General features: G+C 52.7%; 11 protein-coding genes. 1 reads left to right on the top strand and 10 read right to left on the bottom strand.

What is annotated here, in order from left to right; translation table 11 throughout:
* Positions 1–82: 82 nt before the first annotated feature.
* The 9 genes from P1P89_13015 to P1P89_12975 form a co-directional block, all read right to left on the bottom strand.
* Entirely contained in the window at positions 83–790 is a 708-nt protein-coding gene (locus P1P89_13015; protein ID MDF1592430.1) for a VTT domain-containing protein, read from the bottom strand.
* A 6-nt stretch (positions 791–796) separates the two neighbouring features.
* Positions 797–1,990 (bottom strand): phosphoglycerate kinase, encoded by a 1,194-nt coding sequence (locus P1P89_13010; protein ID MDF1592429.1) that lies wholly within the window; start codon positions 1,988–1,990, stop codon positions 797–799.
* Complete coding sequence (locus P1P89_13005; GenBank protein ID MDF1592428.1) at positions 1,977–2,285, bottom strand: hypothetical protein; 309 nt, start codon at positions 2,283–2,285, stop codon at positions 1,977–1,979. Before P1P89_13005 ends, P1P89_13010 begins: the two co-directional genes overlap by 14 nt.
* A 55-nt stretch (positions 2,286–2,340) precedes the next feature.
* Positions 2,341–3,057 (bottom strand): DNA repair protein RadC, encoded by a 717-nt coding sequence (radC, locus tag P1P89_13000; GenBank protein MDF1592427.1) that lies wholly within the window; start codon positions 3,055–3,057, stop codon positions 2,341–2,343.
* A complete protein-coding gene (locus P1P89_12995) occupies positions 3,057–4,088 on the bottom strand; it encodes an NAD(P)H-dependent glycerol-3-phosphate dehydrogenase (protein MDF1592426.1) in 1,032 nt (343 codons plus the stop codon). The genes radC and P1P89_12995 overlap by 1 nt, the downstream gene beginning before the upstream one ends.
* A 14-nt stretch (positions 4,089–4,102) precedes the next feature.
* The gene (gene gyrA, locus P1P89_12990) at positions 4,103–6,532 is read right to left on the bottom strand and encodes a DNA gyrase subunit A (protein MDF1592425.1); all 2,430 of its coding nucleotides are present in this window, start codon (positions 6,530–6,532) and stop codon (positions 4,103–4,105) included.
* A 34-nt stretch (positions 6,533–6,566) separates the two neighbouring features.
* On the bottom strand, positions 6,567–7,643 hold the full coding sequence (locus P1P89_12985) for an AI-2E family transporter (protein ID MDF1592424.1): 1,077 nt from the start codon (positions 7,641–7,643) through the stop codon (positions 6,567–6,569).
* A gap of 193 nt (positions 7,644–7,836) precedes the next feature.
* Positions 7,837–7,986, bottom strand: a complete 150-nt coding sequence (locus P1P89_12980) for a hypothetical protein (GenBank protein ID MDF1592423.1) — start codon at positions 7,984–7,986, stop codon at positions 7,837–7,839.
* A 157-nt stretch (positions 7,987–8,143) separates the two neighbouring features.
* Positions 8,144–9,433: an acetyl-CoA C-acetyltransferase gene (locus tag P1P89_12975; GenBank protein ID MDF1592422.1), complete on the bottom strand. Its 1,290-nt coding sequence runs from the start codon at positions 9,431–9,433 to the stop codon at positions 8,144–8,146.
* 156 nt (positions 9,434–9,589) lie between these two features.
* Here P1P89_12975 and P1P89_12970 point away from each other — a divergent pair, with 156 nt between their 5' ends.
* Positions 9,590–10,366, top strand: coding sequence for an NRDE family protein (locus tag P1P89_12970; protein ID MDF1592421.1), 777 nt, complete (start codon positions 9,590–9,592; stop codon positions 10,364–10,366).
* Between the two features lie 155 nt (positions 10,367–10,521).
* Here the strand turns inward: P1P89_12970 and P1P89_12965 are convergent, their stop codons facing one another.
* Positions 10,522–11,766 (bottom strand): response regulator, encoded by a 1,245-nt coding sequence (locus P1P89_12965; protein MDF1592420.1) that lies wholly within the window; start codon positions 11,764–11,766, stop codon positions 10,522–10,524.
* Positions 11,767–11,914: the final 148 nt, after the last annotated feature.

The following is an 11,914-nucleotide window of genomic DNA, read 5'->3' as shown; positions in this document are numbered from 1 at the left end:
ACATCGCGAAATTTTTTTCAGATTAATGCATAATATGCACTGAAATTAGCACTTATCACTTTCAGTCAAAATTGCTGGTTAATTATCCGCTATTTAATTTTTCAACCCATCCATAGACGGCTTCGCGGTAGCGATATCCCAGAAAGGCCGCCAACAGACATAAGCCAAATACCAGGGCAAACAGCCAGTAGTTCTGCCTGAAAAGAAAAGCCCCCTGGAGGCTGAGGAGCAGGGTTCCGGGCATGCGGCCGACGGCCGCCAGTATCATTAAAATTTTAAGGGGTATGGTGCTGAATCCCAGAAAAAGGCAGAGATAATCTTTTGGAAAACCGGGTATGATAAACAAGATGAAACTGACGATCACACCCTGGTGTTTCAAGACCCGGTCGAAACGCTCCAGCACATCGGCGGGTAACATGTTTCTGACATAGCGTCGTCCCAGAAAACGGCCAATGGAAAAATTCAACCAGGAACCCACTGTCAGGGCAAGGCTGGATAATAAAAACCCTTGGGTCGCACCGAACAGATACCCCCCGATAAAGCCGGTCACTTCACCCGGTACCGGGGCAAAGATCACCTGCAGGATCTGAATCAACACAAACACAAGCGGTGCGGCCATGCCAAAGGAGGCAATAAAATTTTTCACCGCTTCCCGGTCGGTAAACAGGGCGTAATATCGAGTGACGGCTTCACCCAGGAAATCCCTGTAAACATAAACGATGACGGCCAGCCCGCAGGCGGCCGCTGTAGCGACCAGGATCAGTTTTATGGAGAGTCTGTTCAGGGTCATACCGATTCAGCGCCGGGATTCGGCTTTTTCCAGCGCGGCAACCCCCGGCAGTGTTTTTCCTTCCAGCAGTTCCATAAACGCGCCGCCGCCGGTGGAGATGTAGGAAATCTTATCGGCAATGCCGGCCTTGTGGATAGCGGCATCCGTATCCCCGCCCCCGACGATGGTCAGCGCCCCTGAATCGGCCAGACACTTGGCCATTTCTAGAGTTCCCCGGCTAAAGGCGTCTATTTCAAAAACCCCCAAGGGACCGTTCCAGATAATGGTGGCCGCATCCCCAAGCGCCTTTCGATAAAGCTTTGACGTCTCCGGTCCGATGTCCAGCGCCATCTTGTCGGCGGGAATTTCCCCGATCGACACGATTTTCGGTTCAGCATCCGGCGCCGGCCGGTCCGCCACCACCACATCCACCGGGAGAAGGAACTCAATGCCTTTTTCCCGGGCTTTTTTCATCACGGTCTCGGCCACCGGAATCAGGTCTTCTTCAATCTTAGATTTTCCCACCGAAACACCGCGGCTTTTTAAAAACGTATTGGCCATGGCGCCGCCGATGAGCAGTTTGTCCACATGCGCCAGCATATTTTCCAGGGCCCCCAGTTTGCCGGATACCTTTGCGCCACCCACAACCGCCGCAAGGGGGCGCTTGGGATGGGACATGGCTTTATCAAAATACTCGATCTCTTTTGCCAGCAGAAACCCGGCCGCGCACACCGGCACATGCCGGGTGATGGCGACCACGGATGCATCCGGACGGTGAGAAACCGCAAAAGCGTCATTGATATAGACATCCCCCAGTTCAGCCAGCGCTGCGGCAAAAGCATCGTCCTTATTTTGTTCCTGGGGGTGAAACCGCAGATTTTCCAGCAGCAGCAAATCCCCCGGCTTCATGCCGGCAACAAGGGATTTTACGGCCGGACCGATGCAGTCCGGCGCCATCTTGACATCCGTATTCATGAGTCGACCCAGATGCACCGCCACCGGCGCCAGGCTCATCTCCGGGACCACCTTGCCTTCCGGGCGGCCCAGATGGGACGACAGGATCACCATGGCTTTTTGTTCCAGTGCATACGCAAGCGTCGGCAAAACCGCTGTCAGGCGGGAGTCGTCGGAGACCTGCCGGTTTTCATCCAAGGGAACATTAAAGTCGACCCGGAAAAACACTCGCTTGCCGTTGATATCGACATCTTTAATCGTCTTCATGAACCCCTCCTTCTTTTTGTGTTTTTTCGGTTTCCTTTTTCAGTCTGCCGCGAAAATATTTCTTCTTCGACCACCTCTCAAAAAAGGAAATGACGCCGGTCCCATAGGCCCGGTCGATCACTTCTTCCCGCACCCGGTTTCCCTCCGGTCCGGACACAGCCGCGCGCAAACAGTCCACCTTGAGGCGGCAATTCATACAGCGCTCCGGGGACTGTCGCAGTCCGTCCTCACTTTTAGGGAAAACCTGTTCCAGGACGCCGAAACAGGCGGGATGTTCGCTGCTGTCGGATTTCATATTCGTTTTCTTTCCAAATCGCCCTTCCGGCGATCTATATTATGAAACGGGGCGATCAGTGCTTTTCATGTTCACGGTAAATCCGGGCAATATGGCCATGATCCGCGAAACTGTAATAAGAACTGTTCCCCATAACGATATGTTCATGAACCGTGATTCCCATCACCGCACAGGCCTGGATCAGCTGCCGCGTGATGGCCATATCCTCGGGAGACGGCGTGGGATCCCCCGAAGGATGGTTGTGGGCGAATATCAAAGCCGCGGCATCGTGGTTTATGGCGGCCAGAATCACCTCCCGGGGATAAACGGAACTGGCCGTCAGTGTTCCCTTGAACAGCGTTTCAACCGCAAGCACCTTGTTTTTGGCATCCAGAAACACGACCTTGAAATACTCCCGGAGTTTGTCGCCAATGCTATGACACAGATATTCGTAAAGTTCTTTGGAATTATTGAGGGGATCTTTTTCGATGAGCCGTTTTTCAAGATACCGATCCGCAACCGCTTTCACCAGTTTGACGCCGAACAGGTTCTTGGGTCCGATGCCCTCTATTTCACAAAGCTCCCGGGGGGACGCTTCCAGGACGCGCTGGAGCGATTTAAACCGCTTGAGAAGCGCCTTGGCGATTTCCTTGCAGTCTTTGCGGGGGGTCGCGATGGTCAGCAGCAGTTCAATGACCTCATAATCGTGAAAACCGGACAGCCCGGATTCAAGAAATTTTTTCCGCAGCCGCTCTCGGTGACCAGCCCCCTTATGAGATTCGGACCTGTCCATCAGTCCTCTATTTCATTTTTCAAGTCCCGGGTCATTAATCGGTGGACCGCTGTCTGGGGCTTGATGCCGTCGTAGAGGATATGATAGACTTCATGGGAAATCGGCATGTCCACCCCGAGTTTGCGCGACAGATTATACACCGACTTGGCGGTCTTGACGCCTTCGGCAACCATCCGCATATCCGCCAGTATTTCAGCCAGCTTCTTGCCCTCTCCGATCTTTTTGCCGACGCTGTGATTCCGGCTCAAATCCCCGGTGCAGGTCAGGACCAGGTCGCCCACACCGGCCAGCCCGGCAAAGGTGTGGGGATTGGCCCCCAGCTTGACCCCCAGCCGGCGAATCTCGGCCAGCCCCCGGGTAATCATGGCCGCCCGGGTATTCAGCCCCAATCCGAGGCCGTCAATGATTCCGGCGGCAATGGCGATGATATTCTTGACCGCTCCGCCCAGTTCGACGCCCATCAGGTCATCATTGGTATAGACCCGGAAAAAGGGGGATGCAAAGGTATGTTGCACCAGCTCGGCCACGCCCTGATCCTTGCAGGCCACCGTCACCACCGTGGGAACGTTGCGTGCGACTTCGCGCGCAAAACTGGGGCCTGAAAGAACGGCCAGTTTCCCGGGGTCAACCTGGGGCAGCATCTCCTTGAGTATCGCGGACATCGTCAGGTGGGTTTTGTTTTCAATCCCTTTGGAGGCTGAAACCACAATCGTCTCAGGGGAAACAAACGTTGTCATTTTTTTGGCTGTTGCCCTCAGGACATGCGACGGCACCACCACCACCAGCAGATCTTTGGCGCCGGCCACCTCCGCCAGATCGTTGGACACTGCCAAGTCGGAAGGCAGTTTAACACCCGGCAAAAAGAGCGCATTTTCCAGTGATGTTCGGATCTGTTCCCTGACTTCCGGCTCAAAAGCCCACAACGTGACGTTAAATCCATTTAATCCGAGCAGATTGGCCAGGGCGGTTCCCCAACTGCCGGCCCCCACCACGCCGATGTTTAACTTCTTGGGATTTTTTTTCATATTCATATCTGTATCAGCTTCTAAATTTCTTTTTCAGCCACAACCACCGCCCCGGCCACCTTTTCGTCCGATTCAATATCGATCAGTTTGACGCCCTGGGTGTTGCGGCTGATCACTGAGATACCGCTCACCGGTATACGGATGATTTTGCCGCTGTCGTTCATCAGCATCAGATCATCGTTTTCATTAACCAGTAAAAGCGCCACGACAAGCCCGTTGCGCTCGCTGGTTTTGATGGTGATAACCCCCATCCCCCCCCGTTTTTGAACAGGATATTCGTCAATCGAGGTCCGCTTGCCGAATCCGTGTTCAGTGGCGGCGAACACGGTCTGGCCATGGCTCAGCACTTCCATCCCCACGATGCGATCGCCCTTCAAAAGCCGCATCCCACGGACACCCATGGCAACACGGCCGGTGGGACGAACATCCGACTCATGAAACCGGATCGACTTTCCCAGGGCGGAACACAGAAAAACATTGCGGGTGCCGTCGGTGATCCGGACGGAGATCAGCTCGTCACCGCTTTTCAGCCCCATGGCGATGATGCCGCCGGAACGCGGGCGGCTGTAGTCCATCAGATCCGTTTTTTTGATCATTCCCTGGCGGGTTGCCATGATCACATGATAACCGGTCTCAAACGCCGGAACAGCCAGGACCGTCGACAGCTTTTCACCCTCCACAAAATTCAGCAGATTGATAATCGCCTTGCCGCGGCTCTGACGCCCGGCCTGGGGAATGTCGTACACCTTGCACCAGTAGACCCGTCCCTGATTCGTGAAAAAAAGAAAGGTATGGTGGGTGGAGGCCACGAAGAGATGCCGGACGATATCCTCGTCCTTGGGCACCATGGCGGTCTTGCCCTTGCCGCCGCGATGCTGGCTGTGGTAGAGCGAAACCGGATTGCGCTTGATGTAACCGCTCTGGGAGATGGTCACCGCCATGTCTTCTTCAACGATCATATCCTCGATGGTAATTTCCCGGGTTTCCTCAACAATTTCGGTCCGCCGCTTATCCCCGTATTCATTTTTTATCCCGGCGAGTTCTTCCTTTATCAGGTTTAACACCAGCCGTTCATTGCCCAGTATCTCCCGGTACCGGGCGATATCCTGGATCACGTTTTTATACTCTTCCAGTATTTTTTCCTGTTCAAGGCCGGTCAACCGCTGCAGACGCATGTCCAGAATCGCCTGGGCCTGGATGACCGAAAGACTGAACGTCTCCATCAGCCCTTTTTTGGCGTCCGCCGGCGATTGCGACGCCCGTATTAGGGCGACCACGGCATCCAGGTTGTCCAGGGCGATCTTGAGTCCTTCGAGGATATGGGCGCGCTCTTCGGCCTTGCGCAGATCAAATCGGGTCCGCCGGATGATGATTTCCTTGCGGTGCAGGATGAAATGCTCCAGCATCTCCTTCAGGTTCAGCACCTGAGGCTGGTTATTGACCACCGCCAGGAATATAATGCCGAAACTGGTCTCCATCTGGGTGTGCTTGTAAAGCTGGTTCACGATCACAGCCGACATCTGGTCTTTTTTAAGCCCCAGCGCAATCCGCATCCCTTCGCGGTCGGACTCGTCCCGAACAAACTGAAATCCCTCAATCTGTTTGTTTTTAATCAAATCGGCAATCTTCTCGATCAGCCTGGCTTTATTGACCTGATAGGGAAGCTGGGTGACGACGATGGTTTCGCGCTCGGTGCGTTTATCCTTTTCAACGATGATGCGGGCCCGTACCCGGATAATCCCGCGCCCGGTTTGATAGGCCTCGTGAATCCCCCGGGTCCCGTAAATGATTCCGGAAGTGGGAAAATCCGGTCCTAAAACATAGCCCATCAGTTCTTTGCTGGAAAGCGCCGGGTCATCAATCAGCGCGCTGATGGCATCGACAACTTCAGCGAGATTGTGCGGCGGAATATTGGTGGCCATGCCCACGGCAATGCCGGATGATCCATTGATCAACAGCGCCGGAATTTTGGCCGGCAATACGGCCGGCTCTGAAAGGGATTCATCATAGTTGGGTACAAAATCGACGGTTTCCTTGTCCAGGTCTTCCAGCATTTGATGAGACAGGGCCATCATCCGAATCTCGGTATACCGCATGGCCGCGGCCGGATCGCCGTCAACGGACCCGAAGTTGCCCTGCCCGTCCACCAGCGGGTAGCGCATCGAAAAATCCTGAGCCATTCGAACAATGGTGTCATAAACCGCTGTATCGCCGTGGGGATGATATTTACCGATGACATCCCCAACGATTCGGGCGGATTTCTTATACGGTTTGTTCCAGTCGTTTTTAAGTTCCCGCATGGCGAATAAAATCCGCCGGTGAACCGGTTTCAAGCCGTCGCGGACATCCGGCAAGGCCCTGCCGATGATGACGCTCATGGCATAATCGAGATAAGATTTTTTCATCTCGCTGTCGATACTTATTTCAGACAAATTCTCAGCTTGCATCATATCACTACCTTTAATCTGTGCTTCTGTGGAAGGTTCAGTTTTTTATGGGTGTAACCAGCTTTTGATAGCTGGTATGGTAAATATCCGTCAATGTCAAAAACGCAGTCACTACCAAAGGGCCGTAGATAATGCCCAGAATGCCGAACAGCTTCAATCCGCCCATGATGGAAATAAAAACCAGCAGGGTATGCATTTTCACCCGCGTCCCCACCAGTTTTGGTTTTAAAATATATTCGACCACCCCGGACAGAATAATATAAAAAACGATAAAAAACACACCGGCCGCAATCCTTCCCGCTAAGAACAGATACACCGCCGCCGGGATAAACACCACCCCGATGCCGACGATGGGCAAAAAGGCCAGCAGCGCCATGACCACCCCCCACAAAAAAGGAGAATCCAATCCGAACATCGCGAAAACAAACCCTCCCGACACCCCCTGAATCAATCCGCCCAGACCGTTGCCCACCAGAATTGCACCGGCAATGTCCTTGAATTTGCGAATCAACTTTTCGTCCTGTTCCCTGGGCAGCGGGGAAAGGTTGGTGATAAAGGAGATGGCCTTATGGCCGTCAATCAGCAGGAAATAAGTGATCAGCAGCATGAAAAAGAAATTGACGATAAACGCAAACACATTCGTGGCAACGGCACTGGCCTGCTTGTAAAAGAACATGCCGACGGTTTTACTGATTTCCGACAGTATCCGGTACAGATGGTCGCCGGTGATCTGAAAATCAAAATTTGCCAGAAGCACATTGGCCCGATCGAGGATGCTGCTATCTGCCAGCAGGCTTTTGACCCGTTCATTGATCAGAGCGCCTTTTCCCAAGAGATACAAGTCATAGGCTTCTTTTGACAAGATGCCCACAAACAGAACAACCGGCAAGAACAGGAGTATAAAGATAAGCACACAGGTCAATAGGGATGCCGGCTGGGGTTTGAGCTTGGCAGCGAATGCGACATAGATGGAATTGAATACCCCCGTCACCACAAAGGCCAGAATGATGATGGAAATAAACGGACGCAACAGCCACCCCATCATGAGGATGGACATCAGAAAAAGCACCAAAAAAAACCACAGGATCAAATCCCGGGAGGACTTTTCATCCATTAAACCTCCAAACGTCCGGCCATTCCGTTCTGAAACAATGGGCCGCTGATCGCATCTGGAATCACAGCGGCCCATTGTTCAGCGCCTGGGTCATAAGATGTTTTCAAATGCAGCCATCGCCCGCCCGGTCATAAAAAGGCCGGCATAGACTGCAGTCCGGACAGGTATCACATCACCGAGCCGGCGGGGATGATCATCTGCTCACAAATCCGCCGGCCACAAACAACAGAAGAATTTCGTATATCAACACGGCGATATAGCTGCCAAAAACCGCATATACGGTCCCGCCCCCGACAATAGCGGGAACCCCGCAGAAAACCAGTATCCCTAACTTCCGACTCATGTTCATACTCAAATCTCCCGTCTCAAGATCTTTAAAAATGCCTGCTGCTGTTCAAGTTCACGGAAGGCAAATAAACCCTCTAATTTCTTTTGACAAATAGCAATTCCTGCCCATCAAGTAAAGAAAAAAAACGTCACGGTAATTGCGAATATAGAACCTATCGTTCAACGATCATGGCCATGCCCATCCCACCGCCGATGCACATGCTGACCAGACCCGTGGCGTACCCCTTGCGCTGCATCTGATACATTCCCGTTACCATCTGGCGCGCACCGGTGCATCCGATCGGATGCCCCAGGGAGATGCCGCTGCCGAGTTCATTGGGGCGGTCGGTCTCTATGCCGAGTTCACGCATACAACCGATTGCCTGGGAAGCAAAAGCTTCATTTAATTCAATTAAATCAATATCTGCGATGGTCATGCCGGTTGATTTTAACACTTTTCGGATGGCCGGAACCGGCCCCAGTCCCATATAGGCCGGGTCCAGGCCGCCGGAAGCAAACGCCTTGATCTTGACGATGGGTTCCAGATTCATCTCCTTGGCTTTTGCCGCACTCATCAGCAAGACGGCAGCAGCGGCGTCATTGATGCCGGACGCATTGCCGGCGGTCACTGTGCCGTCTTTTTTAAAAGCCGGTCTGAGCTTCGCCATCTTTTCCATGTTCGTATCCATGGGCCGCTCGTCACTATCAAAGGCGATTTCTCCCTGACGGGTCTTTATCTTGACCGGTTCGATCTCGCCGGCAAAGATTCCATCTGTTATCGCCTTGCGGGCCCGGGTATGACTTAATACCCCCAGCTCATCCTGTTCCGCTCTGCTGATCCCATACATTTGAGCGATATTTTCTGCGGTTACGCCCATGTGGTAACCATAAAAAATTTCATACAATCCGTCAAAAACCATCAGATCGTATACTTCACCGATACCGGTCAGCTCCATGCGATGGCCCCAGCGCGCCTTGGGCAGGGCCAGCGGGACCGAACTCATACTTTCCTGCCCGCCTGCCAGGATAACATCGGCCTGTCCCGCCATGATCGCGGTGGCCCCCAGGGCAATCGCCTTCAGTCCGGATCCGCACACCTTATTGATGCTAAAGGCGGGAGTTTCCTTGGGAACCCCGGCAGTTATCATCGCCTGCCGGGCCGGGTTCTGCCCCTGGGCCGCCTGCAGCACGTTTCCCATGATCACCTCATCGATGGTGATGGGCGCCGCTGCATCGTCCCAGACATACCCTTTTTTCTCGGGTTCAACCAAGCCCTGGCCTTTTAGTTTGTCCGGACAGGTTGCAAGCATTGTATCCCCCCCTGGAACCGGTCTGAGGCCGGCGCGTTGCAATACCGCTTTGATGGCGGTGGCACCGAGTTGAACCACCGGAACGTCTTTAAGGCCGCCCCCAAAATTGCCGATCGCCGTCCTTGCGCCGCTGACAATTACCACGTCTTTCATTTTAGATCCTCCTGTACGATATTATTTATAAATTCAAGCAGTCTGTTTTTTTCCGAAAAAAGGTTTGAAAAAGAGTCGCAGATCGGACAATATTAGGGATCAAATTCTAAAAAGTTTTTCTAACATACTTTCACGCGACCGGTCAATGGAGTTCCCGTGTGCCTGATTCTTTTGTCTTATGACATGCATGCCGATAATTCGTTGATAGTGGCGGCAAACCGTGATGAATATTATGACCGGCCGACGGGACCGCTGGCTTTCTGGCGCGAAGCGCCGCATGTCCTGGCCGGCCGTGATATCCGGGGGGGCGGCACCTGGCTGGGGATCACCTGCCAGGGCCGCATCGCCGCCCTCACCAACTTCAGGGATCCGTCGGCAATAAGGGGAGATGCGCCCTCGCGGGGGTTGCTTGTGAGAAATTTTTTAGAAGGGACGGATTCGCCGCCGGTTTATCTGGAACGTATCCGCAAGAACGCCCATAAATATAACCCTTTCAGCTTGCTGCTGGGCGACCGTTCCGGCTTGTTTTACCATTCAAACCGCAACGATGAAATCCGGCAACTGGAATCCGGCCTTTATGGGTTAAGCAATCACCTGCTGGACACCCCCTGGCCGAAAGTGCAGAAAGGCAAGGATTCTCTGGAGAATCTCATAAAAACGAAGAAAAGGGTTTCACCGGAAGATATCTTCGACATTCTCTCAGACCGGTCTTTTCCGCCGGGACAACTCCTTCCGGATACCGGCGTCGGTTCGGCTTGGGAGCGGCTGCTTTCGCCGGTTTTTATCACCAGCCGGATCTACGGCACCCGCTCGGCTGCGGCCCTCATCGTCAACAGAACGGGACGCATTACGGTTGCCGAACGAAGCTTTCCGCCCCGGGCGGAGGGTATCGATCGATACAGCACCCGTACTTTCCGACTGATGCTGACATGAAATATAATTAAATTCCGGGGTCTTATGTAACTGGTGGGGTTATCCCAGCGGTGGTTTGCTTTATTGGAATTTGGATTTTTAAACACAAAAATACAAGGAAAAGCCGGCTAAATCAGACTTGGCGCTTAGGACCAAGTTTTCTATTCTGGGACAACTTATTCATCCAGCACCCGGCGTACTGTTTCCAGCAGGTTGTCGATGCGGTACGGTTTTGACAAAAAAGCTTTGGCCCCCACTTTCAAGGCTTCTTTCACATGATCATCGGAAACATACCCGCTGCTGATGAGGATCTTGGCGGATTTGTTTTTAGCAAGCAATTCCTTTAGGCAGGTGATGCCGCCCATTCCCGGCATTCCCACATCCAGAATAACGGAATCGACGGTTTTATATGAATAGAGGTTTAATGCGTCCTCACCGCTTTGGGCCGTTATAACCTGATAGCCGTATTTCCGCAGTACGGCCTCGCCGATATTTAAAATTTCAATCTCGTCATCCACCATCAAGATCGTTTCTTTACCCCTGCTGTTCTTTCCGCCCCTTTGGGGCTGAACCGTTTTGTTTGGGGAGACCACTTCCTGCGCTAATGCCGGGAAAAAGACCTTGAATTCGGTACCGACACCCATTTCACTGGTACATTCAATTGTGCCGCCATGGTTTTTAACAATGGCTCGGACCATCGACAGCCCCAGACCGGTCCCGTTTCCTGTGGACTTGGCTGTAAAGTAGGACTCAAAAATTCGCTCCTTTATTTCCGGAGAAATGCCGCAGCCGGTATCTGAAACCGTCAGACAAATATATCCGGCGGCGGCAGCCCCCTTTAAAACCGTTAAACGGCCGGAATCGGCGACATTTTCCGTGGTGATCTCCAGTATGCCCTGATTGACCATCGCGTCCCGGGCATTGATGCATAAATTGATCAGAATCTGTTCGATCTGGCCTTTATCCGCTTTTATCCGGTAGAGGTCTTCAGCCAGTTGCAGTCTGATTTCAATCATTTTCGGAAACGTGCGGCCCAGCAGCTTCCGGGTTCCTTCAATGCTTTCATTCAAGTCCAGCGGTATCAATTGAGGGCGAATTTTCCGTCCGATCGCCAGGAATTGACCGGTCAGTTCACTCCCTTTTTTGATTATCTCCTCGATTTCAGTAAAGGTCTTGTAATCCGGGTCCAATTCCGTCTTGTTCAACATAGCCAGCTGGGTATACCCGAGGATGGCTTGCAGGATATTGTTAAAATCATGGGCAATACCCCCGGCAAGGGAGGCCAGCGCTTTCATTTTATCTGCCAGCAGCAGTTGCTCCTCCAGCTTCTGCTGGCTGATAATTTTGGCATTGAGGCTGCGGATCTCCCGCTTAAGCACTTCCATCTGCTTCTGATAATCCATTCGGTCTAACGACGTCATCTTGTTTATAAGTATCCTTTCATAGGTGCACACTTGCAAAAACCCTATGCAAAATGTTTCTTTTTCAAAATCAATTGATATCTCTGTGTGGCTTCAACCTGATACCGAGGTACGAAACCGGGATGGTCGATTCAACCAACCCATCCAG

Source organism: Desulfobacterales bacterium (assembly GCA_029211065.1).
Taxonomy (GTDB): domain Bacteria; phylum Desulfobacterota; class Desulfobacteria; order Desulfobacterales; family JARGFK01; genus JARGFK01.
This window is presented reverse-complemented; position numbering and strand designations above follow the sequence as displayed.

Bases quoted from the DNA above. Each gene is read 5' to 3' on its own strand.
- P1P89_12965 (MDF1592420.1), bottom strand. From the start codon at position 11,766: ATGACGTCGTTAGACCGAATGGATTATCAGAAGCAGATGGAAGTGCTT.
- P1P89_12985 (MDF1592424.1), bottom strand. From the start codon at position 7,643: ATGGATGAAAAGTCCTCCCGGGATTTGATCCTGTGGTTTTTTTTGGTG.
- P1P89_12995 (MDF1592426.1), bottom strand. From the start codon at position 4,088: ATGAATATGAAAAAAAATCCCAAGAAGTTAAACATCGGCGTGGTGGGG.
- gyrA (MDF1592425.1), bottom strand. From the start codon at position 6,532: ATGATGCAAGCTGAGAATTTGTCTGAAATAAGTATCGACAGCGAGATG.
- P1P89_13005 (MDF1592428.1), bottom strand. From the start codon at position 2,285: ATGAAATCCGACAGCAGCGAACATCCCGCCTGTTTCGGCGTCCTGGAA.
- P1P89_13010 (MDF1592429.1), bottom strand. From the start codon at position 1,990: ATGAAGACGATTAAAGATGTCGATATCAACGGCAAGCGAGTGTTTTTC.
- P1P89_12975 (MDF1592422.1), bottom strand. From the start codon at position 9,433: ATGAAAGACGTGGTAATTGTCAGCGGCGCAAGGACGGCGATCGGCAAT.
- radC (MDF1592427.1), bottom strand. From the start codon at position 3,057: ATGGACAGGTCCGAATCTCATAAGGGGGCTGGTCACCGAGAGCGGCTG.
- P1P89_13015 (MDF1592430.1), bottom strand. From the start codon at position 790: ATGACCCTGAACAGACTCTCCATAAAACTGATCCTGGTCGCTACAGCG.
- P1P89_12980 (MDF1592423.1), bottom strand. From the start codon at position 7,986: ATGAGTCGGAAGTTAGGGATACTGGTTTTCTGCGGGGTTCCCGCTATT.